This window comes from Streptomyces sp. NPDC041129, assembly GCF_055592265.1.
This window is the reverse complement of the sequence record NZ_JBVIYV010000003.1, coordinates 403,351-424,928: the sequence shown is the minus strand read 5'-3', so window position 1 is coordinate 424,928 and position 21,578 is coordinate 403,351. Positions and strand designations below refer to the sequence as shown.

General features: G+C 74.5%; 22 protein-coding genes and 6 pseudogenes. 10 read left to right on the top strand and 18 right to left on the bottom strand.

Annotation, left to right across the window (positions count from 1 at the left end):
* The first annotated feature begins 189 nt into the window (after positions 1–189).
* The gene (locus tag ACZ6B1_RS14775; RefSeq protein WP_468778251.1) at positions 190–540 is read left to right on the top strand and encodes a VOC family protein; all 351 of its coding nucleotides are present in this window, start codon (positions 190–192) and stop codon (positions 538–540) included.
* Positions 541–613: 73 nt separating this feature from the next.
* Positions 614–1,012 carry a MarR family winged helix-turn-helix transcriptional regulator gene (locus tag ACZ6B1_RS14770; RefSeq protein WP_468778249.1) on the top strand — a complete coding sequence of 133 codons (399 nt, stop codon included), beginning with the start codon at positions 614–616 and terminating at the stop codon, positions 1,010–1,012.
* Between the two features lie 61 nt (positions 1,013–1,073).
* On the opposite strand, the gene ACZ6B1_RS14765 is transcribed toward ACZ6B1_RS14770, so the two are convergent.
* The 3 genes from ACZ6B1_RS14765 to ACZ6B1_RS14755 all read right to left on the bottom strand — a co-directional run bounded on the left by ACZ6B1_RS14765 (position 1,074) and on the right by ACZ6B1_RS14755 (position 2,279).
* The gene (locus tag ACZ6B1_RS14765) at positions 1,074–1,475 is read right to left on the bottom strand and encodes an SseB family protein (RefSeq protein WP_468778247.1); all 402 of its coding nucleotides are present in this window, start codon (positions 1,473–1,475) and stop codon (positions 1,074–1,076) included.
* Between the two features lie 229 nt (positions 1,476–1,704).
* Entirely contained in the window at positions 1,705–2,022 is a 318-nt protein-coding gene (locus tag ACZ6B1_RS14760; RefSeq protein ID WP_468778245.1) for a DUF2795 domain-containing protein, read from the bottom strand.
* A 116-nt stretch (positions 2,023–2,138) separates the two neighbouring features.
* Positions 2,139–2,279 carry a hypothetical protein gene (locus ACZ6B1_RS14755; RefSeq protein WP_468778243.1) on the bottom strand — a complete coding sequence of 47 codons (141 nt, stop codon included), beginning with the start codon at positions 2,277–2,279 and terminating at the stop codon, positions 2,139–2,141.
* A gap of 230 nt (positions 2,280–2,509) precedes the next feature.
* Between ACZ6B1_RS14755 and ACZ6B1_RS14750 the strand changes: the two are divergent.
* Positions 2,510–2,697, top strand: a pseudogene (locus ACZ6B1_RS14750) (helix-turn-helix domain-containing protein); the annotation flags it as partial.
* Between the two features lie 41 nt (positions 2,698–2,738).
* On the opposite strand, the gene ACZ6B1_RS14745 reads toward ACZ6B1_RS14750, so the two are convergent.
* On the bottom strand, positions 2,739–3,356 hold the full coding sequence (locus tag ACZ6B1_RS14745; RefSeq protein ID WP_468778240.1) for a chloramphenicol phosphotransferase CPT family protein: 618 nt from the start codon (positions 3,354–3,356) through the stop codon (positions 2,739–2,741).
* Positions 3,357–3,566: 210 nt separating this feature from the next.
* On the opposite strand from ACZ6B1_RS14745, the gene ACZ6B1_RS14740 reads away from it, so the two are divergent.
* Entirely contained in the window at positions 3,567–4,007 is a 441-nt protein-coding gene (locus ACZ6B1_RS14740) for a cold-shock protein (protein WP_468778237.1), read from the top strand.
* A gap of 129 nt (positions 4,008–4,136) precedes the next feature.
* On the opposite strand, the gene ACZ6B1_RS14735 is transcribed toward ACZ6B1_RS14740, so the two are convergent.
* From ACZ6B1_RS14735 to ACZ6B1_RS14720, 4 genes are all read right to left on the bottom strand, one after another.
* The gene (locus ACZ6B1_RS14735) at positions 4,137–5,012 is read right to left on the bottom strand and encodes a universal stress protein (RefSeq protein ID WP_468778571.1); all 876 of its coding nucleotides are present in this window, start codon (positions 5,010–5,012) and stop codon (positions 4,137–4,139) included.
* 80 nt (positions 5,013–5,092) lie between these two features.
* Positions 5,093–5,989 carry a DUF1918 domain-containing protein gene (locus ACZ6B1_RS14730; RefSeq protein ID WP_468778233.1) on the bottom strand — a complete coding sequence of 299 codons (897 nt, stop codon included), beginning with the start codon at positions 5,987–5,989 and terminating at the stop codon, positions 5,093–5,095.
* 16 nt (positions 5,990–6,005) lie between these two features.
* Positions 6,006–6,293, bottom strand: a complete 288-nt coding sequence (locus tag ACZ6B1_RS14725; protein ID WP_468778230.1) for a DUF1876 domain-containing protein — start codon at positions 6,291–6,293, stop codon at positions 6,006–6,008.
* Positions 6,294–6,731: 438 nt separating this feature from the next.
* A complete protein-coding gene (locus ACZ6B1_RS14720) occupies positions 6,732–7,550 on the bottom strand; it encodes a universal stress protein (protein WP_468778227.1) in 819 nt (272 codons plus the stop codon).
* Between the two features lie 365 nt (positions 7,551–7,915).
* On the opposite strand from ACZ6B1_RS14720, the pseudogene ACZ6B1_RS14715 reads away from it, so the two are divergent.
* Positions 7,916–8,083: pseudogene (locus ACZ6B1_RS14715) on the top strand (SHOCT domain-containing protein); the annotation flags it as partial.
* On the opposite strand, the gene ACZ6B1_RS14710 reads toward ACZ6B1_RS14715, so the two are convergent.
* The 3 genes from ACZ6B1_RS14710 to ACZ6B1_RS14700 form a co-directional block, all read right to left on the bottom strand.
* On the bottom strand, positions 8,084–8,965 hold the full coding sequence (locus tag ACZ6B1_RS14710) for a universal stress protein (protein WP_468778225.1): 882 nt from the start codon (positions 8,963–8,965) through the stop codon (positions 8,084–8,086).
* 36 nt (positions 8,966–9,001) lie between these two features.
* Positions 9,002–9,865: a universal stress protein gene (locus tag ACZ6B1_RS14705; protein ID WP_468778223.1), complete on the bottom strand. Its 864-nt coding sequence runs from the start codon at positions 9,863–9,865 to the stop codon at positions 9,002–9,004.
* A 126-nt stretch (positions 9,866–9,991) separates the two neighbouring features.
* A complete protein-coding gene (locus ACZ6B1_RS14700; protein ID WP_468778221.1) occupies positions 9,992–10,864 on the bottom strand; it encodes a CBS domain-containing protein in 873 nt (290 codons plus the stop codon).
* 486 nt (positions 10,865–11,350) lie between these two features.
* Between ACZ6B1_RS14700 and ACZ6B1_RS14695 the strand changes: the two genes are divergently transcribed.
* The 3 genes from ACZ6B1_RS14695 (at position 11,351) to ACZ6B1_RS14685 (ending at position 14,404) form a co-directional block, all read left to right on the top strand.
* Positions 11,351–12,232: a universal stress protein gene (locus tag ACZ6B1_RS14695; protein ID WP_468778218.1), complete on the top strand. Its 882-nt coding sequence runs from the start codon at positions 11,351–11,353 to the stop codon at positions 12,230–12,232.
* Positions 12,233–12,357: 125 nt separating this feature from the next.
* Complete coding sequence (locus ACZ6B1_RS14690) at positions 12,358–12,570, top strand: hypothetical protein (RefSeq protein WP_468778215.1); 213 nt, start codon at positions 12,358–12,360, stop codon at positions 12,568–12,570.
* Between the two features lie 145 nt (positions 12,571–12,715).
* Complete coding sequence (locus tag ACZ6B1_RS14685; protein WP_468778569.1) at positions 12,716–14,404, top strand: sensor histidine kinase; 1,689 nt, start codon at positions 12,716–12,718, stop codon at positions 14,402–14,404.
* A gap of 13 nt (positions 14,405–14,417) precedes the next feature.
* Here ACZ6B1_RS14685 and ACZ6B1_RS14680 read toward each other — a convergent pair whose 3' ends face one another.
* The 3 genes and pseudogenes from ACZ6B1_RS14680 to ACZ6B1_RS14670 all read right to left on the bottom strand — a co-directional run.
* A complete protein-coding gene (locus ACZ6B1_RS14680) occupies positions 14,418–16,802 on the bottom strand; it encodes a phosphoketolase family protein (RefSeq protein ID WP_468778212.1) in 2,385 nt (794 codons plus the stop codon).
* Between the two features lie 217 nt (positions 16,803–17,019).
* Positions 17,020–17,169 (bottom strand): annotated as a pseudogene (locus ACZ6B1_RS14675) (respiratory nitrate reductase subunit gamma); the annotation flags it as partial.
* Positions 17,170–17,206: 37 nt separating this feature from the next.
* Positions 17,207–17,512 (bottom strand): annotated as a pseudogene (locus tag ACZ6B1_RS14670) (MFS transporter); the annotation flags it as partial.
* Between the two features lie 326 nt (positions 17,513–17,838).
* On the opposite strand from ACZ6B1_RS14670, the gene ACZ6B1_RS14665 reads away from it, so the two are divergent.
* The gene (locus tag ACZ6B1_RS14665) at positions 17,839–18,261 is read left to right on the top strand and encodes a pyridoxamine 5'-phosphate oxidase family protein (protein WP_468778209.1); all 423 of its coding nucleotides are present in this window, start codon (positions 17,839–17,841) and stop codon (positions 18,259–18,261) included.
* Positions 18,262–18,300: 39 nt separating this feature from the next.
* On the opposite strand, the pseudogene ACZ6B1_RS14660 reads toward ACZ6B1_RS14665, so the two are convergent.
* The 4 genes and pseudogenes from ACZ6B1_RS14660 to ACZ6B1_RS14645 form a co-directional block, all read right to left on the bottom strand.
* Positions 18,301–18,595 (bottom strand): annotated as a pseudogene (locus ACZ6B1_RS14660) (ferredoxin reductase domain-containing protein); the annotation flags it as partial.
* Positions 18,596–18,635: 40 nt separating this feature from the next.
* Positions 18,636–19,649 carry a 2-hydroxyacid dehydrogenase gene (locus ACZ6B1_RS14655; RefSeq protein WP_468778206.1) on the bottom strand — a complete coding sequence of 338 codons (1,014 nt, stop codon included), beginning with the start codon at positions 19,647–19,649 and terminating at the stop codon, positions 18,636–18,638.
* Between the two features lie 143 nt (positions 19,650–19,792).
* On the bottom strand, positions 19,793–20,272 hold the full coding sequence (locus tag ACZ6B1_RS14650; RefSeq protein ID WP_468778204.1) for a flavodoxin domain-containing protein: 480 nt from the start codon (positions 20,270–20,272) through the stop codon (positions 19,793–19,795).
* Positions 20,273–20,354: 82 nt separating this feature from the next.
* Positions 20,355–20,492: pseudogene (locus tag ACZ6B1_RS14645) on the bottom strand (GNAT family N-acetyltransferase); the annotation flags it as partial.
* A gap of 219 nt (positions 20,493–20,711) precedes the next feature.
* Between ACZ6B1_RS14645 and ppk2 the strand changes: the two are divergent.
* Entirely contained in the window at positions 20,712–21,515 is an 804-nt protein-coding gene (ppk2, locus tag ACZ6B1_RS14640) for a polyphosphate kinase 2 (protein WP_468778201.1), read from the top strand.
* Positions 21,516–21,578 lie beyond the last annotated feature (63 nt).

Genomic DNA, 21,578 nt, shown 5'->3' with positions numbered 1-21,578 from the left:
GCCCTTGACCGGTACCGAACGGCCGTTGCCGCGATGGGATCGCACGGACAAGGGGCGGGGCCCGGCCGTACGCCGGCGCAGGCGGTCAGGATCGAAGAAGCGGCGACGGGCCCGCCCGCCCTAGCGTGGGAGTCACCGGCGGGGAGCCGCCGGGACAGCCACCACCGTCACCTCCGAGGAGTGAGTTCCATGACCGCCGGCGTGCAGACGATCATCTACCCCGTCAAGGACCTGGAGAAGGCCAAGCCGCTGTTCGCGGCGCTGCTGGGTGTCGAGCCGTACGCGGACGAGCCGTACTACGTCGGCTTCAAGGCCGCCGGGCAGGACGTCGGTCTCGATCCGAACGGGCACGCCAAGGGCATGACCGGGCCGGTCCCCTACTGGCACGTCACCGATCTGCGGGAACGGCTGGCCGCCCTGGTGGCGGCCGGCGCCGAGCTGCTGCAGGACGCGCAGGACGTCGGCGGCGGCCGGCTGATCGCGTCCGTCAGGGACGCCGACGGCAACCTGGTGGGACTGCTTCAGGACCCGGCCGCCTGAGCCGCCGCCGGCCCTCGGCGACCGCACTAGTTGCACACTCAACGATTGGCCGGAACGGTGCTACGGTGCGGGTATGGCAGTCAAGACGGCCGATGCCCGGCTCGAGGAACGGTGGCGGGACATCCTCACCGTGCACGCGCGCACGATGTGCGAGATCGACCGCGCCCTGCATCCGCACGGGCTCGGGGCCAGCGACTTCGAGGTGCTGGACATCCTGGCCGCCGAGTCGCCCGCGCAGGGCGACCAGTGCCGGGTGCAGAACCTGGTCGGACGGGTCCATCTCAGCCAGAGCGCGCTGTCCCGGCTGATCGGCCGGCTGGAGAAGGACGGCCTGGTCGAGCGCTCGGTGTGCGCGGAGGACCGGCGCGGGGTGTGGGTCGCGCTGACCAGCAGGGGCCGCGATCTGCACGCCGAGGTGCTGCCGCTCCAGCGGGCCGTGCTGGAGCGGATGCTGGCCGAACGGGCCGGATGATCCCACGCGGACCGCGGGGCACCGTCGTGTGCCCCGCGGATCCGTCGTGTGTACGGGCCGCTCAGCGGGCCAGCAGGGTGCGTACGCCCTGTGAGGTCAGCGTCAGCCCGTGGGCGGAGCTGCCGTCGATGGCGAGGGAGAGGTCCTCCTCGGGCCACTGGGAGGCCAGGGCGCCGAGCGGTATCAGGCGGTAGCGGGAGATGAACGGCAGCAGCTCGGCCATCATCCCCTCCGAGGTGAAGACCGGGACGACCGGATCACCGTCGGCCTGTTCGAGGATGGGCAGTGCGACGGTCGAGGCGTCGGCGCCCTCCCCGTCCACCGCCTCGTCCGGCACCGGGACGAGCACCTCGCTGTGGGCGAGGGTGTCCAGGGCGATCTGATCCTCGGCGTTCACGGCCAGCGCGTCGAGCGCCTGCTGGGCCGGCGTGGGCAGTTGGTCGTCGTGCGCGGGTGTCTCCATGGCAGATCCCCAGGTAGCGGCGGTACGGGCACACGGCCGGGGCGGGCCCGGGCGTGCTCCCGCCTCGCGTACCCGGTTCGGATTCGGGCCATGCGTGCGGATTCCGGGGAGGAGCGGCGGCCGACCGGTGAGGGCCGGCGGGACGGGAGCGGCGGGGGCCGCCGGACGGGGGCGGGACGCCCACGAAAGGGCCCCGGCGCGCGCGTACGGGGCTGGGCCGGGGCGCGGCTCAGCGGCCGAACTCCTCCTGGATCGTTGTCCTCGGCTCCTCGCGCAGATGCTGGGACAGTCCGGGCCTGCCGCCCTCGCGTGCCCGTGCGACCCGCTGTGCGGTGTCGGGGTCCAGGTCCGGGGCGGGGTCCACCCGCACCGACCTTGCGACCTCCTCGCGGTCGGCGTACCGCTCGCGCGGCATGCCGCGCAGGGCCTCGACCACCTCTTCCGGCGCGCTCGCGTCACGGGCCGCCGTCACCAGCCGGTCCTTCCCGGCGGGGAAGTCGACGCCCCTGATCGCGGCGAGCACATCGGGGACGCTGGTGCGTGCCATGGGGTCTCCTCCTTCAGGTCTCCTCCGCTCGATCCGGGTTCCGCTTCGGCCGGTTCCGCTCGTCGGCGGTTCCGCTCATGGGTGAGTGCTGCTCGTCCGGCGAGTCCTGCTTGTCGTCACCCCCCGCCGTCGGAGCCGTCGCGGTCGTCGTCGTCCCGCTCGCCCTCGGCCTGCGAGGGAGTGGTGCGCGGCGGGTCGTCCGTCGTCACGTCGTCGTCCCGCTCGCCCTCGGCCTGCGAGGGGGTCTGCTCGGTCATTCCGATGCCTCCACGCCTGTCGCGTGCCTGTGCGGACGTCTCCGAGTACCCGCGCGCACCGGATCCCATGACGAGAGGAATCAGGAGGAATTCGCCGCCGGTCAAAGGCGCGCGGCGGCCGGGCCCTTTGCTCCGGCCGCCGTGTGGCGTGCCGCCCCCGGACGGCCCGGCCGGGGGGGGTGGCCCGCGCCGCGTGTCAGGCCGGGTACGGGACCGTCTCCTGGGCCGTCCGCAGCGCGAACCGTCATGTCGTGCCACCACGCGCGGCGTCCTGCGGCTGCGCCACCCGGCCGGCCGCGAACCGCGGCTGCTGCGCGAGACGCTCGAACTCGAGGCGGACGCACAGCAACTGGTCGTCCTCCTGCCCGCCGACGAGGCGACGGAGGAGGCCCTCGGCCGGCTCCGCGCCATCGCCTGAGACCCGTCGGCCGTCGCGGTACGCCTAGGCGCCGTCCGCGCTCACTCCCCGTCGCGCGATGCCGCCCGGAGCCTCTCGAAGGCGGTGGGACGTGGCCGGTCCCGCAGGAAGCCGGCGATGCGCAGGGCGCATTCACGTGGGGACAGGACGCTGGTGTCCACCTCGACGTCGTGCGGCCCGTGCGCGTGGACGTGCTCGTACTGCAGGGCGGCCAGCCCCGGTTGCCGGTCGCCCCGATCGCGTTCCCGGCGCTCCAGCTCGGGCAGGGGGCAGCGGACCGCGACCAGGACGGTGTCGCCGGGCACCAGGAGGCCGAGCAGGTCGAGCAACCGCCAGCGGCGGCTGAGCGGATGGTCCACGACGAGGTTGTTGCCGCCCGCCGCCATCCCGGCGACGGCGCGGTGGAAGCCCTTGACGGTGCGGTCGATCTCGGCCGGTAGGTCCGCGCCGGCGACCGGCCGGCCGCCGCGCATGGCGTGGAAGGTGTCGACGGGCATGTGGAACCAGGTGCCGTCGAGCACCTCCAGGAGTGCCCGGGCGATGCTCGACTTGCCCGAGCTGGACGTGCCGTTGAGCAGGACGACCGTGCCCCCTGCCGGTGTGACGGGGATGCGCGCGTGGTCGGGGTCGGCCGGGTGCGGAGCCGCTTCGGCCACCATGGGTCGTCCTTCCGTCGGCGAGGGCCCTGAGCCGGGCGAGGCGTCGTGATCATCGCATCCCGGTGCGTACGGCGGCATGAGTGGTGGCATGTGCGGCGGCCGCACGGGCGGGCGGGTTCGGACGCGGCTCGCCCCGGTGGCTTGCGGTGGCCTAGTCTCTGCGCTGGTGACGGCCCGGGCAATGGGGCCGGTTCTTTGGGGGTTGGTGGCATGGTCGCTGGTCGGGTGGTGCGGTTCGACGGTTCCCGGGGGTATGGGTTCATCGCTCCGGAGGACGGCACCGAGGACGTCTTCCTGCACGTGAACGATCTGCTCATTCCCGAGCAGCAGTTGCGTCCGGGGCTCGCGGTGGAGTTCGAGGTCGAGGAGGGCGACCGGGGGCTGAAGGCCTCGTCGGTGAAGCTGGCCGCGGCGTCCGCCGGCCGGCCGCCGGCGCTGGTCAGGGGCGGGGCCGCGGTGCCCTTCCCGGCCGCCGCGAGGCAACCGGACGGCGACGACTCGCTGTGCGACGTGCTCACACCGGACGAGTACCTCCACGAGGTCACCGAGATTCTGCTGGCCGCCGCGCCGTCCCTGACCGGGGAGCAGATCCTTCAGGTCCGGCTCGGGCTGCTGCGGTTCGGCAGGAACCACGGGTGGACCGAGGACTGAGACGCCATGAGGTCGTGGTCCCCGGCGGGGGCCGGGCACCACGACGTCGTGCACCGGGGAGGCTCCCCCTCGTCACGTCATGCCGTCGGAACTCGCCCCGGGAGACCGGGACGATGCTCGCGGCGGACCTCAGACGCTGTGCGGGACGACGGCGACCGGGCACCGCGCGTGGTGCAGCAGGGTGTGGGCGATCCTGCCGAGCTGCAGACCGAGATGACCCTGGCGCCGCACGGCGCCGACGACGATCAGATCGGCCTCGGCCGACGCCTCCAGCAGCACCCGCCGGGCGGGGCCCTCGGCCGGCCGGCGCTCGATCTCCAGCTCCGGATGCTCCCGTTCGGTGTCGCGCAACGCCTCGTCGAGGCCGGCCAGGGCCCGATCCTCACGGGACCGGGCGGCGTCGTCGGCGATCAGCATGTGGTCCACGGGCTGCTGGGCCGGGGTGCGCCAGGCCCGTACGGCCGTGAGGGCACAGCCGCGCGCCGCCGCCTCACGGGCGGCGAACCGCAGAGCGCCGGCGCTGCCGGCCGAATCGGCCACTCCGGCCACGATCCGGCCCAGGGACCCCGCGGTGTTCCGTTCCGCTCCCCGGGCCACGACGACCGGGCACACGGCGCGCGCCGCCACCGCGAGGCTCACCGAGCCCAGCAGCAGACCGGCGATCTCGCCCCGCCCGCGGACGCCGGTGACCAGGGCCGAGGCCGTGGGCGCCGCCGCCAGGAGCACGGACACCGGATCGGCGGGCAGCACCTCGCCGGACACCTTCACCTCCGGATCGCGTGCCCGTACGCGCTCCGCGCCGGAGGCGACGATGTGCTGCGCCATGATCTCCTCGGCTGGACGGCCGGTGCCGAAGGACGGCCGGGCGCCCTCGTAGCGCTCCCACAGGGACGCGTGGACCAGCCGCAGCGGCAGCCCGTGCCGCGCCGCCTCGGCCGCCGCCCAGTCGACCGCGAGCAGACTGCAGTCCGAGCCGTCGACGCCCACGACCAGCGGGAGTTCCATCGTCGCCATCGCCTTCTCCGTCCGGTTGCCGCGACCCCCCCTGCCGTCACGCGCCGTCGGCCGGCCACCGCGATCCCCGTTCAGGGGCCGGGGCTGATACGGCGGCCGGTGAGGCGGGTGGGCCGGATCGACACCCACATCTCCCGTTCACCGCCCGCCCACGGCTCGCCGGACGCGCCCCCGGTGAGACGCCGTGCGGCGTCCGGGTCCGTGACGGCACGCGCGGGACCCACGGCGAGCACGCTCCAGCCCTGGCTGAGCGCCTCGTCCAGGTGGTCCACCTCGAAGGCGACGTCCGTGCCCACGGCCGCGGCGGGCACCGAGCCCGGCGTGGTCCGGAAGGCGATCGCGTCGTCGACGATCTCGTAGGTGACCGGGACCACCGCGGGCCCGCCGTCGGGCGCCGTCACCGCGACACGGCCGACGCCGTGGGTGGACAGCAGGGCACGGCACTCCTCCGGGCCGAGGTCCCGCAGTTGCGGGTGGAGCAGCGCGTGGCCCCGGCCGGGTGGCAGGTCGGCGCCCCCGCCGCGCAGCGCGGCGACGGTGGTGCCGAGCGCGTCGGCCAGCCTGACGAGGGTGGCGAGCGTCGGGTCGGCGGGATGTTCCTCCAGGTAGGCCAGGTAGTCGGGGGACATGCGGGCGCGGCCTGCCGTCTCCTCACGGGTGAGCCCCCGCCGCCGGCGTTCCACCGCCACGCGCCGGCCGATGTCGCCGGCTCCCGGGGCTGCGAACGCCGGGGCGGCCGCGGCCACCACCGAGGCCTCGTGCCCGGACGGGGGCGTGGCGTGTGCGATGTGGCGGATGTGCGCGTCCGGCCCGGGGAACACCAGCGACACCCGTTCCGTGTCCGACCAGCGCACGTCGTAGGGCGGTGTGCCGTCCTCGTGGTGGAGGCCGACGATCTCGCCGTCGCGCCGCGCGATGCCGGTCGCCGGGCTTTCGACGACGAGCTGGTCGCCGAGGTGAGCTCGCATGGTCGCCGCCCTCTCCTCAGATTGCTGCCGGCTTCCGGGTCCCTGGGCCCGGCCCGGGTGTCCCCACACCCTGGATGTCCCGTTCGGCGGTGGTCAGCAGCTGCTTGGCGAGGTCGACCATCGCCCGGCCCGCCGCCAGTTCGTCACCGATCTCCGGTACGTTCGTGTCCGCCGGGTGGCAGTGCGCCGCCCCTTCGCCGGTGAGCGCCGTGGTGCCGGTGTCCAGCACCACATGGGCCTTCGTCGTCCCCTCGTCGTCCTCGAAGAGGTGGAGGCGGACCTTCCAGTCAGCCGTGTGCGACATCGTTTCTCTCCTCACCTGGATACCGGTCGGTGGGCCGCCGGCCGAAGTGGCCCGTGGGCGGTGGGTCCCACGTCGGGCCGGCGGCGGACATCCGCTCCTCGATGCGCCGCCTGACATCGGCGGCGAGTGCGGCTAGCCGCCCGGACACCGTCGCGCGGGGCGCGGACGCGGCGGGCGGCGGGCGGCAGCCCGTCCAGATCCGCGGCGAAGCGCGCCCGGCCGTCGTCGAGCGTGGCCCGCCCGCCGGTGCGCCGCCCGCCGGCCATCACGGTCTCCAGCAGCGGGGTGCCGCCGGGTGGTGACCTCGTAGAGGTCGGTGGTCGTCGCCTCCGACGTCGGCGTCGCCTCCTCGGCTCCCCCTGTCCTCCCACGATCGGACTGCGGCGGGCCTCGCTCACAGGGCCGAACGGCCCTGCCGCCTCAGCTGTCCGGCCCCGGTCAGGTCCGGGGTACGACCGCGACCGGGCACGGTGCGTGATGGAGCATCGCGTGGCCGATCAGACCCAGTTGAAGGCCCGGGTGCCCGTGCCGCCGGGGAGCGCCGACGATCAGCAGGTCCGCGCCGGACGCGGCGTCGAGCAGTGCCCGGCGGGCCGGCCCCTCGATCACCCTGCGGCTCACCGGCACGTCGCCGTAGCGCTCCGTCAGTCCGCGCAGGGCGTCGTCGAGCACCTGCGCGGGCGGGCGCCGGTGGGCCTCCAGGGCCCACGAGGGGGCCTGCGCCGTGGCGTGCGCGACGAGCGGGGCGGTCCAGGCGTGCACCACCACCAGCCCGCAGTGCCGCACCTGGGCCTCGCGGAAGGCGAAGGCCACCGCCGTGCCGCTGCCCTCCCCGTTCTCGACGCCGACGACGACGCTGCCGAACCCGGCCCGGCGGTGTTCGGCCGCGCCGCGCACCACGACCACCGGGCACTGCGCCCGGGCCGCCACGCCCAGGCCGACCGATCCCAGGAGCATCGCGTCGAGGTCCCCCAGTCCCCTGGAGCCGAGAACCAGCGCGAAGGCGTCGTGTCCCTTGCCGACCAGGGCGCCGGCCGGGTCGGCGTGCAGCACCTCGCTGGTCAGCGGCACCGTGGGGGCGCACTGCCGGACCCGCTGGGTGGCGGCGGCGATCAGGGCGGAGGCGTCCCGGTCCCCCGTCGTCACGTGCACCAGGTGCAGCGGCACGCCGTGCCGGACCGCCTCACCCGCGGCCCAGTCCACCGCCGCCAGACTCGCCTCGGAGCCGTCGAGGCCGACCACCAGGGGAATCGTCACCGACGTCGTCTCCTCTCGGCCCGGCCGCGTCCGGCCCGTGCAGGCCGGCGGACCCGGTCGGCCGGGTCTCCAGCTTCGTACGGGACGGGGGCGGCCGCCACGCGACCGGCGAGGGGGCCGCCGGCCGGTCTCCGGGCAGGGGACCTGCGGCCCTGGCGATCGGGGCCGGGAGGCGGTGTCCTGGAGTTGAGCCGAGGGCCACAAGGAGACACGGTGAAGCGGAGCGAAACCGCGCACCGTGCGATCAGGGCCCGCGAGAAGCGGGCGGCCCCCGGCTCCACGCATGCCGGGGCAGTGCCGGGAGGAACACCCGGCTACCCGGAGGGGTGTCATGACGAAGCCGGTCGTCGTCGGAGTGGACGCTCGCCGAGCGCTTCGCCCGCGGTGAGATCGACGAGGAGGAGTACCGTCGCCGGCTCTCCGTCCTGCGCGAGATGCTCGGCCGCGGGCCCCATGGGCCGGGTTCCGGTGGGGGCACCGCCCCCGCCCGGCCGGGCCAGGGCGCGGTGCAGCAGCACGCCCAGGGGCGATGATCAGGGCCCAGAAGAGGCTTCGGGTACGACGGCCACCGGGCAGGCGGCGTGGTGCAGGACGCCGTGCACGACCCGGCCGAGATGGAGCCCGAAGGGGCTGTGCCGGCGCCGGGCGCCGACGACGAGCAGGCCGGCCTCGTGGGAGGCGGCGACCAGGACGTCCCGGGCGTGGCCCTCCGCGGCCCGGCGGGTCACTTCGAGACCGGCCGGAACGTCCGCGAGCGCCTCCTCCACCGACTCGGCGGCCCGCTGCTCCTCGAAATGGGCGGGTTCGCCGACGAGCAGCGGGTGCCGGGGGGCCGTGTGCGCGGGGTGCCGCCACGCCCGTACGGCCTCGAGGGGCATCCGGCGCAGTGCCGCCTCCTCGGCCGCGAAGCGCGCGGCGGCCGAGACCGTCGGCTTCTCCCCGACACCGAGGACGACGGGGCCGCGCGGCGCCGAGCCGGCCCGGTTGTCGTGGCTGCCGCGCAGCACGATCACCGGGCAGTGCGCCCGCCCGGCCACCGTGAGGCTCACGGAGCCCAGGAGCGCCTCGGTCACGCCGCCGTGGCCGCGGCAGCCCAGCACCACCGCGAGGGCGGTGGTGCTCTCCCGCACCAGCCCGTCCTCCGGTTCCTCGGCCAGCACGTCGGTGCCGACCGGTACTTCGGGCCGCCGGCGCTCGGCGCGCAGCCGGGCGGTGCCGACGACGTCCTGCGCCATGACCTCCTCCTTCGGTCTGTCCAGCTCCTGGGCGAGCAGGGCGCCCTCGTAGCGGTCCCAGAGCGAGGCGTACACCAGGCGCAGCGGCACGCCGCGCAGGGCGGCCTCGTCGGCCCCCCAGTCGACGGCCCGCAGGCTCGGCCCGGATCCGTCCACGCCGACGACGATCGGAAGGTCCATCGGGCTCTCCTCAACTGAAGGGTCAGGTGTGAAGGGTCAGGTGTGCGGGACGACGGCCACGGGGGCCTCGACGTGGTGCAGCACGGCGTGCGTGACGTGGCCGATGCGGGTGCCGAGAGGGCCGGTGCGGACCCGGCGGCCGACGACGACCAGGGCGGCGTCGCGGGCGGCGCCGACGAGGACCCGCGCGGCGCTGCCGCACCGGCTCGCCTCGATCACCTGGACGTCAGGGAACTTCTGCCGCCAGGGACGCATCAGCTCGGTGAGGACGGTGGCCTGCCCGCGCGCGTGCGAGGCGTGCGCTCCGGCGTCGCCCTGGAGGGGGTGAACGGAGCCGTGCGGCTCGTTCCAGCCGTGCACGACCCGCAGGGCGGTGTCCCGGCACGCTGCGGCGTCGAAGGCGAACTCCAGCAGTGTGTCGTCCGGCCCGGCGATGTCGAGGCCGAGGACGACGGGCCGGAAGGGCGCGCCGGCCGACGGTACGCCCGCCGGGTCCGGCCGGTGCTCGTCGGCGGCCTGCTCACCGGCCCGGACCAGCACCACCGGGCGCTCGGCGCGGGCGATGACGGTCAGGCTGACCGAGCCGAGCAGGAACCCGCCGACCGTGCCGATCCCGTGCGAGCCCAGCACCATCAGCTCGGCGGCGTCCGCCGCCTCGGTGAGGGCCTCGGCCGGATCCGCTGTGAACTGGTCGGTGACCACCTCGACGCCCGGGTGGCGCAGCCGGACGCCCTCGGCGGCCTCGCGCGGGATGCCGTCGGTGCCTTCGGCGGGGCCGGGCCGGCGGACGTTGACGATCTTCAGCGGCAGCCGGCGCAGCGCGGCTTCGCGGGCCGCCCACTCGACGGCGGCCCGGCTCTCCGGCGAGCCGTCGAGGCCCGCGGTGATGGTTCGGGTCATGGTCTCCACCTCCGGGGACGGGGAGCGGGCGGTTCGCGCGGGATGCCGATTCGGGGGCGTGCGTCCCGCCGCCGGACCGGTGGGCCCGGGCGTCCGGTGTCCGTCGCCCGTGACCGCCGCGCGGTGTCAGTCCGCGCGGAGGAGGTTCTTCACCTCGACCACGTCGGCGATCCGCTCGACCTCGGCCAGCAGCCGGGCCCCGGTCGCCGGTGGCACCTGTCCCGCCAGTTCGACGGTGCCGTCGTGGACGGTCACGTCCACCGCCCCGCGGTCGTGCGGGGAGCAGACGGCCCGGATCCTCGTCTCCACCTCGGTCTGGATACCGGCGTCGTCCCTGATCAGGGTCTGCAGCAGGGCGTCCCGGCCCACGGCGCCGACCAGCCGGCCCTCGTGGTCGGCGACCGGCAGCCGCTTCAGCCGGGACAGCGCGGCGAGCCAGGCGGCCTCGGCGACGGTGGTGCCCGGCAGCACGGTGATCGCGGGGCTGGTCATCAGGTCGGCGGCCGTCTCGCCCCGGGCCTTGCCGTGCAGGCGCCGTTCGCGGAGCCCGCCGATGGGTCCGGGGCGGTGGCCGGAGGCCTCGAACGCGACCTTGGCCAGCAGATCCGACTCCGAGACGACGCCCAGCACACGGTCCTCCACGTCCACGACCGGGAGGGCGCCGACCTGCTCGCGCGCGAGCAGCCGGGCGATCTCCCGGTAGGGCAGGTCGTCCCGCAGCGACGCGGCGGGCACTTCCATCATGTCCCGCACCAGCGCCGGACCGGCGCCGTGCTCCGGCGCGGAGGGCGGCGTGGGCGGTGCGGCCCGGGAGGCCGGCTGGGAGATCTCGCCCGGCGGGGCCTCCTCGGTGCCGGCGTGCCGGGCCGCGGCGGTGGCCACGGCGCCCAGGTAGCGGACGAGCATGTCCTGCCGGGCGCTCTCACCGGGGCTCCGGGAACGGCCGGGCTGGGTCCGCCGGGCCTCCGCTCCCGAGGAGAAGTTCTCGTGCCTGTTCACGGTGGCCTCCTCGCTCCGTCGGGTTGCCTGCGGTTCCCATGTCACCGCGCTCCGGTGCTCGCCGCCTAGAGCCGAACGGCCCTGGTGGAGCGGCGTGACGTCCCAGCACGCCGTCGGTGCAGTCGGCCGTGACGTCGTCCTCGGCGGCGCCGCGCGGCAGCGTCACGCTGCGGCTTCATGACCCAGGGGCCGGCAAGAAGGGCTGTTCGGCTTACGCGCGACGGGCCCGCACGCGCTGCACTGATGGTGTCGGCAGACCCGACGACCGCGAGGAGGTCACGGCGATGGCCACACAGTTCCGGCACGGCGCCCTTTCCGCGGCCGGCGCCGCGAACCGGGGACTCCTGGCACTGGCAGTCCGGCCGTACCGGGACTTCCATGGAAGGAGCGGTGGTGCTCCCCCGTGCCACCGCGGCGAGGAGGCGAGGACGATGGACGTGCTGCCCCGGCCCCCGGTCCCGGCTTTCGCGGACGCGGGAGGCCGCCATGGCGGGCGCCGCTGACCGCCGGCCGGTCGTGGTGGGCGTCGATCCCGACCCGGGCCGGCGGATGGCCCTGGCCTGGGCGGCCGACGAGGCGGTCCGGCGGCGGGTCCCGCTGCGCCCGGTGCACGTCGAGGGCGTGCCGACCAGGGGCACCCGGGCGCCGGATGTCCCGTCGTCCTGGGAGCAGTGGAACGACACCCTGCACCGGGCCGGCAAGAAGGTGCTCGACGACGCCGTGGACTTCGTCGTCGCGCGCTGCCCGGACGCCGTCGTCGATCCGCTGCTCGCGGAGGGCGACCCGGTGTGGGTGCTGCGCGAACAGAGCCGCGAGGCCACGGCGGTGGTCCTGGGCTCGCGGCATCTGGACCGGACGCAGGAGGTGTTCGGCTCGGCGGCCGTCGCCCTGCCGGTGGCGGCCCACGCGCACTGCCCGGTGGTCGTCGTGCCCGAGCCGGAGCACGTGACACAGGAGCCCGCGTACTTCGTCGTCGGCGTCGACGGCAGCGAGCGTTCCGCCGTCGCCGTCGACCTGGCGTTCGAGGAGGCCGCGCTGCGCGGAGCCCAGTTGCGGGCACTGTACGTCTGGCAGCCGGGGCCGCTGCGGATCTTCGACGATTACGCGGCGCAACAGGAGTGCCGGCGGTTGCTGTCCGAGACGGTGGCCGGCCGCCGGGCCCGCTATCCGGAGGTGGATCTGCGCCACGAGTTGCTGACCGGGCATCCCGTGCGGGCGCTCGCCGACGCCTCGGCGCACGCGCTGGGTCTGGTGGTGGGTACCCGGGGGCACGGCGGTTTCACGGGCATGATGCTGGGCTCGGTCAGTCAGGGTCTGCTGCGCCACGCCCGCTGCCCCGTCCTGGTGGTTCCGTCGCCGCCGGTGTGACCCGGGGGCGTACGGGGCCGGAGGCGGGGGCGGTCCCCGATGTCCCGCCGGCCGGCACGGCACAGCGGCCCGCGAAGGAGCGCGGGCGGGTGACACGGTCCGCCGCACACACCCCGGGAGGAACAGTGAGCAAGCGTGTCCGAACCCTGCCGCGGATCGAGTCCGAGCGCTGCGGCGCCCGGCTGCCGTCCCGCGCGACCGCGCGCTCCGACGCCGTGCGCGCCAAGGACGGTCGCGTCACCCGGGCTCCCCGGGGCGGAGCGGGCGAGTGGATGCTGCTGCCCGGCGGCACGTGGCGGCACGTCCGGACGATCCGCGTACCGAGCCTGTTCGGTTGAGCGCGGCGGCCGCCCGCCGGGGCCCCGGGCTGCCATGGAACGGCCCCGGCCCGTCGGGCATCCTGGGGGTGAGTCGGCGAAACGGTGAGGGGAGCCCGTGGTGGACGAGCGCGCGCAGGACGGGCGTGAGACGGAGGCGTCAGGGATGTCCCCGCAGTTGCGTCTGGACGCGCCGCTGGACGATCTCCAGACCCAGGTGCCGCAGGTGCGGGGGGCCCGGGACCGGGTGCACACGCTGCTCGAGGCCGTCCTGGCCGTCGGTTCGGACCTGGACCTGGAAGTGGTGCTGCACCGCATCGTGGAGTCGGCGGTCACCCTGGTCGACGCCCAGTACGGCGCGCTCGGTGTGCTGGGCGACGAGGGCACGATCAAGCAGTTCGTCACGGTCGGCATGGACGAGGACACCATCGCGCGGATCGGGCACTATCCGCGCGGCGAGGGCATTCTGGGCCCGCTCATCCGTCACCCGGAGCCGCTGCGCCTCGCGGACCTGCACCGGCACGCGGCGTCCGTGGGCTTCCCGGCCGGGCACCCGCCGATGAGCAGCTTCCTCGGTGCCCCCGTCCGGATCCGCGAGCAGGTCTTCGGCAACCTGTACCTGACGAACAAACGCGGCAGGGCGGAGTTCGACAGCGACGACGAAGCGGTGCTGCGCACCCTGGCGGCGGCGGCCGGCGTGGCGATCGACAACGCCCGGCTCTACGAGGACGCGCAGCGCCGGCAGCGGTGGCTGGCGGCCAGCAACGACCTGACCCGCAGCCTGCTGTCGGGCGCCGAACCGGGGGCGGTGCTGGAGTCCTTCACCGCGAAGGTGCGGGAGGTGGCCGGCGCGGCCCTGGTCACCCTCGCGGTGCCGGTCGGCGATCGCGGTGAGCTGGTCATCGAGGCGGCCTCGGGGGCGGGGGCCGAGCAGGTCCGCGGCCTGGTGCTGCCCCCTTCGGCACTGGCCGCCAAGGTCTTCACCTCGGGTGAGACGATCACCAGCGACGCCCTGAGCGCCGACCCGCGCGCGGAGGGCGGCAGCGCCTCGGTGGTGGAGCTGGGGCCCGCCTTCTTCGTGCCGCTCGGCACCCCGGAGCACGTCCGCGGGGTGCTGCAGGTGGCGAACCTGCCCGGCGGCGCTTTCCTGGCCGACGCCGTGAGCGACATGGTCACCGGGTTCGGCAATCAGGCGGCGCTGGCCCTGGACGTCGCGGAGCACCGGCGGGACGCCGAGCGGATGGTGGTGCTCGACGACCGCGACCGGATCGCCCGCGACCTTCACGACCTGGTCATCCAGCGGCTGTTCGCGGGGGCGCTTTCGCTGCAGTCGACCCTGGGCCGGGTCTCCGACCGGCCGCAGGCGAGTGAGCGGATCCAGCGGGTGGTGGACGACCTGGACGACACCATCAAGATCATCCGTTCCACCATCTACGCCCTGCGCGAGCGCGACCAGGCCCGGCGCGGCAGCGGACTGCGCGCCCAGCTCGTCGCGGCCACCGAACGGGCCACCGAGTCGCTCGGCTTCGCCCCGGCGCTGCGCATGACCGGGCTGCTGGACACCGTCGTCTCCGCCGAGCAGGGCGAGCAGTTGCTCGCCGTGCTGGGCGAGGCGCTGTCCAACGCGGCCCGGCACGCGCACGCCACGTCGGTCGACGTCGGGGTCGAGGTCACGGACGCCGCCCTGCGGCTGCGGGTGGCCGACAACGGCCGCGGCATCGATCCGGCGGTCACCCGGCGCAGCGGGCTGGCCAATCTGCGCCGACGCGCGGAGGAGATGGACGGCACGTTCACCCTGTCCGCGAACGAGCCGAGCGGCACGGTCGTCGAGTGGACCGTGCCGCCGGCTCCCTGACCGCCAGGCCCGCTCAGCCGTCCCAGGTCCAGTCGGCCACCTCGGGCATGTCCGTCCCGTGCTCGCGGACCCACACGTGGTGGCGCTGGCGGGCGTCCTCCATGTGCTGGCGTACGGCCGCCGCGCGCACCGCGAGTCCGGGGACGCGGTCGATGACGTCCATGACCAGGCGGTAGCGGTCGAGGTCGTTGCCGACCACCATGTCGAACGGCGTGGTCGTGGTGCCGATCTCCTTGTAGCCGCGCACGTGCAGGTTGCGGTGACCGGTGCGCCGGTAGGCCAGGCGGTGGATCAGCCACGGGTAACCGTGGTAGGCGAAGATGACCGGCTTGTCGGGGGTGAACAGGCCGTCGTACTCGAAGTCGGTCATCCCGTGCGGGTGTTCCTCCTTCGGCAGCAGCCGGGCGATGTCCACCACGTTGACCACGCGCACGGCCAGCTCGGGCAGGTGCCGGCGCAGCAACTGGGCGGCGGCCAGCACCTCCTGGGTCGGCACGTCGCCGGCGCAGCCCAGCACCACGTCCGGGTCCCGTGATCCGTCCTCGGTGCCCGCCCACTGCCAGATGCCGGCGCCGCGCGCGCAGTGCACGCTCGCCTGCTCCATCGGCAGCCAGTCGAAACAGGGCTGCTTGCCGGCGACGATGACGTTGACGTAGTCGCGGCTGCGCAGGGCGTGGTCGGCCACGGACAGCAGGGTGTTGGCGTCCGGCGGGAAGTAGACCCGGACCGCCTCGGGGCTCTTGTTGAGGATGTGGTCGACGAATCCGGGGTCCTGGTGCGAGAACCCGTTGTGGTCCTGGCGCCACACGTGCGAGGTCAGCAGGTAGTTGAGGGAGGCGATGGGGGCCCGCCAGGGCAGCCGTCGGGCGGTGCGCAGCCACTTGATGTGCTGGTTGACCATCGAGTCGACGATGTGGACGAAGGCCTCGTAGCAGGAGAACAGTCCGTGCCGGCCGGTGAGGAGGTAGCCCTCCAGCCAGCCCTGGCAGGTGTGTTCGGACAGGATCTCCATCACCCGGCCGTGCCGGTCGAGGTGTTCGTCCACGTCGAGGGTCTCGGCCTGCCACGCCTTGCCGCTGGCCGCGTACACCGCCTGCAGGCGGTTGGAGGCGGTCTCGTCAGGGCCGACGAGGCGGAAGTCGCGGCGCTCGGTGGTGGCCCGCATGACGTCCTCGAGCAGGTCGCCGAGGACGCGGGTCGGTTCGTGCAGGGTGGCGCCGGGCTTGTCGACGCCGACGGCGTACCGTTCCAGCGGCGGCAGCGGCAGTTCGCGTGCCAGCAGGCCGCCGTTGGCGTGCGGGGTGGCGCCGAGCCGGCGGGGGCCCCCGGGCACGCAGGCCAGGACCTCCGGCCGCGGGGCGCCCCGCTCGTCGAAGAGCTCCTCGGGCCGGTACGAGCGCAGCCACCGCTCCAGTTGCCGCAGGTGCTCGGCGTTGTCCCGGACGGCGGCCAGCGGGACCTGGTGGGCGCGCCAGGTGCCCTCCACGGGCACTCCGTCGACCTCGGCCGGGCCGGTCCAGCCCTTCGGTGTGCGCAGCACGATCACCGGCCAGCGGGGCCTTTCGGTGGCGCCGTCCTCGCGGGCGGCGCGCTGGGCGGTGGCGATCCGGTCCAGGGCGGTGTCCATGGCGGCGGCCATGGCGCGGTGCACGACGGCCGGGTCGTCGCCGGTGACGTGGATCGGGTCGTGGCCGTAGCCCTTGAGCAGGTCGTCGAGTTCGGTCTCGGGGAGCCGGGCGAGCACGGTCGGGTTGGCGATCTTGTAGCCGTTGAGGTGCAGGATCGGCAGGACGGCGCCGTCGTGGACCGGGTCGAGGAACTTGTTGGAGTGCCAGGAGGCGGCCAGTGGTCCGGTCTCCGCCTCGCCGTCGCCGATGACACAGGCGACGACGAGGTCCGGGTTGTCGAGCGCGGCGCCGTAGGCGTGGGAGAGCGCGTAGCCGAGTTCGCCGCCCTCGTGGATCGAGCCGGGTGTCTCCGGGGCCACGTGGCTGGGCACCCCGCCGGGGAACGAGAACTGCTTGAAGAGCCGCGCCATGCCGGCCGCGTCGCGGGTGACGTCGGGGTACGTCTCGGAGTAGGAGCCCTCCAGCCAGGAGTTGGCCAGCACGGCCGGCCCGCCGTGACCCGGGCCCCAGACGCACAGGGCGTTCAGGTCGCGGGCCTTGATGACGCGGTTGAGGTGGGTGTGCACCAGGTTGAGGCCGGGTGAGGTACCCCAGTGGCCGAGCAGCCGCGGCTTGATGTGCTCCGGGCGCAGCGGCTCGGACAGCAGCGGGTTGGCCATGAGGTAGATCTGGCCTGCGGACAGGTAGTTCGCGGCGCGCCAGTGGGCGTCCAGTGACCGCAGCTCCTCCTGTGTGAGGCGGTCGGGCGCCTGCTGGGTGTCGACGGACATCGGGGTTCCTTTCCGTACCGGGCCAGGGGCCTGGGTCCTCGGGATGGGTCCTCAGTCGATGCGTTCCCAGCGGCGGCGGGGTGCACGGGTGCCGAGGCGGGTGACGCGGCTGCGGTGGACGATGTAGGGGCGGGTGAGATAGCCGACCGGCGCGGTGAGCCAAGTGGACCAGGCGGGTGAAGGGCCAGAACGCGAACAGCGGCAGCGCGCTGGTCGTGCGCAGTCGGTACCGCAGGGGCGCGCCGGCCATGAGGTCGCCGTCCGGTGCCAGGTAGAAGACCGAGCGGAACCAGACGGAGATGGTCTCGCGGTAGTTGTAGCCCCCGCCGACGAGGTTGGCGTCGACGGTGGCGGACAGGCCCAGCACGATGGTCCGGCGAGCGAGACGTACATGGCCTTGTCGTGGCCGGCAGTGCGACCAGGGCGAGCACGGCGCCGCTGGCCGCGCCGAGCGCGGCCAGCGTGAGGAAGGCGATCGTGCCGGCCGGCGCCAGGGCCGGGGTGAACGACTGGGCGAGCGCTCCGGCGAACACCACGGCCGGCGCCCCGGCCAGCACCCGCACCGGGCCGACGCGGTCCGACAGCCGGCCGCCCACCGGGCGCGTCGCGACCGCCGGCAGCACGAACCCCGCCACCCGGTTGGCCGCGTCCGCCTGGGTCAGGCCGTAGCCGGTCCTCAGAGAGGTGGGCAGGTAGACGGCCAGTGCCAGCATCGGCCACGCCCTGCCGGACACGGACGCGCTCCGTCCCGGCCGCTCGCTCCGCTTCCTCGCCGGCTGAAGCATGCCGTCCCCCCCTTCGTCCGGGCAGTCGTGCGGCCGGTGGTCGGCACGGGCCACGGGTCCTTCGGCCGCGTGGTGCGCGCCGGCGATCTGATCCCACTGTCCGCGTGCGGGCCCCCCGGGGCAGGGGGCCGAACGGCCCCTGCGCCCGGCCCGTCGGTCCCCTGCCGCGCGCGCCGTCCGGGCCCGGGGGCACGTCGTCAAGGGCCGTCCGGCCCTAACGATGTCCGGCCCGTGGGAGGGACCATGGACGGATGTTCCCCACCGACGGCTTCCGCGTACTCGACCGGCAGGAGTGCCTGCGCCTCCTGGCCGAGGTGCCGGTCGGCCGTGTCGTGTACACCCGACGGGCGCTGCCCACGGCGCTGCCGGTCAACTTCTCCGTGGACACGGACTCCGCCGTCGTGCTGCGCACCTCGGCGGCCTCGGACCTCGTCCGGGCGATCGACGGGGTCGTGGTGGCCTTCGAGGCCGACGACTTCGACGCCGGGGCCCGGTCCGGGTGGAGCGTGGTCGTCACGGGCCGCGCGACGGTGGTGACCGGGCCCGCCGAGCACGAACGGCTGTCAAGCACCGGTCCGCGCTCCTGGGTGGTCACGCACGACGGGGTCTTCGTGCGCATCGAGGCCGAGCTGGTCACCGGCCGGGAGCTGACGGGCAGCCCCGACGCCCACTGAGGCGGGCCGGAACCGGCGGCGTGCCGCCGGGGCTCGGTCCTCCGCGTCGGCCAGCCACAGGTCGGGGCCGAAGACCTCGTAGCGGGCACGGCGGGCGGCGACGCCGGCGCCGAGCAGCTGGGCGCGCGCGCATGAAGGGGAGCGAGCCGCACGGGTGGACCTCGGCGTCGGCTTGCAGGCCGAGACCGTCGAGGTCCATGAGGCCCGGGCGCGCCCCGGGCTCCGTCCGCGCGTCCCGCTCGTACCGGAAGTCCGCACGCGCGTCCGGCAGTTGGCCCACCAGACGCCGGATGCCGGCCCGCAGGGCGTGATCGGCCGGGCTGCGGTCGGCGTGACCCTGACGGCGTCGCGGGCCCCGCGGCGCCGGGTGCGTCTCAGGCCGTACCGGGACGGACGAGCACGTTCTCCCCGGAGCGGCCGGCGACGTAGTCCTCGATGTTGGTCACGGTGGTCCGGGCGATCTGGCCGACGGCGTCCCGGGTGAAGTACGCCTGGTGGGAGGTGACCAGGACGTTGCTGAAGGTCATCAGCCTCGCCAGGCGCTCGTCGGTCATCACCTCCAGCGACTTGTCCAGGAAGAACACGCCGGCCTCCTCCTCGTACACGTCGAGGCCGACACCGTTCAGCCGACCCGCGCGCAGTGTCGCCAGCAGGGCGTCGGTGTCTACCAGGCCGCCACGGCTTGAGTTGACCAGGACGGCGTCGTCCTTCATCAGGTCCAGGGACTTGGCGTCGACGAGGTGGTGCGTGTCGGGCAGCAGCGGGACGTGCAGGCTGACCAGGTCCGCCTCGGTGAACAGCCGCTCGCGCGAGACGTACTCCATGCCGAGGGCGAGGCAGTCGGGGTTCTCGGCGATGTCCCAGCCGAGCAGCCGCATGCCGAATCCGTGGGCGATCCGGGCGAACGCGGCGCCGATCTTCCCGGTGCCCACCACCCCGGCCGTGCGGCCGCGCAGGTCGCGGCCCATGAGTCCGTCGAGCCGGAAGTCGAAGTCCCGGGTGCGCTGGGCGGCCCGGACGATCCGGCGGTCGACCGCCAGGGCCAGGGTCCAGGCGAACTCGGCGACCGAGTAGGGCGAGTAGTACGAGACCCGGGCCACGGTCAGCCCGAGTTCCTTCGCCGCGGTCAGGTCGATGTTGTTGTACCCGGTGGAGCGCTGGGCGATCATCCGGGTGCCGCCCTCGGCGAGGGAGCGCAGCACCTCGGCGTCCAAGGTGTCGTTGACGCTGCTGAGCACGATCTCGTGGCCCATGGCGGCCGGCGCCGTGACCCGGTCCAGGAACAGCCGCAGACAGCGCAGCTCGTGACGGCCGGCGAACGCGCCGGCGAACGCCTCCCCCAGCAGCGGCTCCTCGTCGGCGAGGACGCCATACGCAACGATCTCCACGTGTTCTCCTCGGTCGGATCCGGCGATCACCCCTCCACCGTAGGACGGGGCCGCCCCGGACGAGAGGGCCGACCGGGCCGGAGGCGGGGCCCATGGTCCCCGGACACCGCGTCACCATGCCTGCCACGGTGCCCCGTCGTTGGTCAGTGGGCCGTCAGCTCGGCCGCGACCCCGGCCGCCCACGACTCGACCGCGGGGAAGTCCCGGAAGTCGCCGCCCTTGCCGCCGCGGAGGATCATCCGGGCGATCCTGCCCTTGGCGCCCTCCTCCAGGCAGCCGCCGAACGTGATGTGCTCCCTGGCGTCGACCCGGTCCATGGCGCGCCGCACCCCGGCCTCGGGCGGGATGTCGCGCTCCGAGGCGGAGGGGTCGAGCGGCCCGCTGCTGAAGAACCACACCGGGCGCCCGGCCAGGTCCCGGCGGTGACGGCGCACGAACCGGCGCGCGTCCTTCTGCCAGCGCCCGGCGTACAGTGCGCCGCCGACCGCCACCGCGTCGTACGGGGTGACGCCCGGCACCGACCCGGCGGGCCGTGCCTCGGCCGCGAGCCCCGCCTCGCGCAGCACCCCGGCGACGGTCTCGGCGATCCGCGCCGTTGATCCGTTCGTCGAACCGTAGGCCACCGACGCGCAGGCCCAGGTCGGAGAAGAGCCGGAGCACCTCCCGGCTCTCGCTGAGCGCGTCGGCGTGGAAGACGGTGACGCCGTCGGCGCGGGCCGCCGAGACCAGGTGCTCCACGAGCAGGGTGCCCACACCGAGGTGGTGCAGCGTGTCGCCGACGGCGATCGAGATCTCGGCCGTGTCCTTCCGCCCCGCCGTGTCGCACTCCGCGAGGCCGAGCACCCGGTCCCTGGCCTGGGCCAGCAGGGCCCGGTATCCGGGGCGGGCCGGGCACAGGCCCGGTCGGCGGCGAGGGCGCCGGAGAACGGCGAACGCCGACGGACGGCCGCCGGGGAGCGGTGAGCGGTGGCGGACGGTCTCCAGCGGAAAGTACGGTGGCGTCCTGGTGTCCGGCCCCTGGCGTGAGCGTCCGGGTGGGCCGGCGGGCGTGGTGGAGGCGGCATGGCCGGTAAGAAGGCGGCGAAGCTGCCGCGCAAGGCGTACGAGCGGGAACTGCTGCGCCTGCAGACCGAGTTGGTGAAGCTGCAGGAGTGGGTGCGGGCCGAGGGCGCCCGCCTGGTCGTGGTCTTCGAGGGCCGGGACGCGGCGGGCAAGGGCGGCACCATCAAGCGGGTCGCCGAGCATCTCAATCCCCGGGTCGCCCGGATCGCGGCGCTGCCGAAGCCGACCGAGCGCGAGCGCACGCAGTGGTACTTCCAGCGGTACGTGGAGCATCTGCCGGCCGCCGGGGAGATCGTGCTGTTCGACCGGTCCTGGTACAACCGGGCCGGGGTCGAGCACGTGATGGGCTTCTGCACCAAGGAGGAGCACCAGCTCTTCCTGCGCCAGTGCCCGATCTTCGAGCGGATGCTGGTGGAGGACGGGATCCTGCTGCGCAAGTACTGGTTCTCGGTGAGCGACACCGAGCAGCAGGAGCGCTTCCGGCGCCGGCTGGAGGATCCGCTGCGGCAGTGGAAGCTGTCCCCGATGGACCTGGAGTCGATCACGCGCTGGGAGGCCTACTCCCGGGCCAAGGACCAGATGCTGGTCCACACGGACATCGTCGAGGCGCCGTGGTTCGTCGTGGAGAGCGACGACAAGCGGCGGGCGCGGCTGAACATGATCGCCCACCTGCTCGAGTCCGTTCCTTACCGCGAGGTGCCGCCGCAGGTGCTGCGGCTGCCGTCGAGGCCGCCGTCGACCGGCTACGAGCGTCCGCCGCGCGATCTGCAGACCTACGTGCCCGACCACGCCGCCGGCCTCTGAGCGGCGCTCCACCCGGCACGACGGCCGCCGCCGCACCCTCGCGGGGGTGCGGCGGCGGCCGGT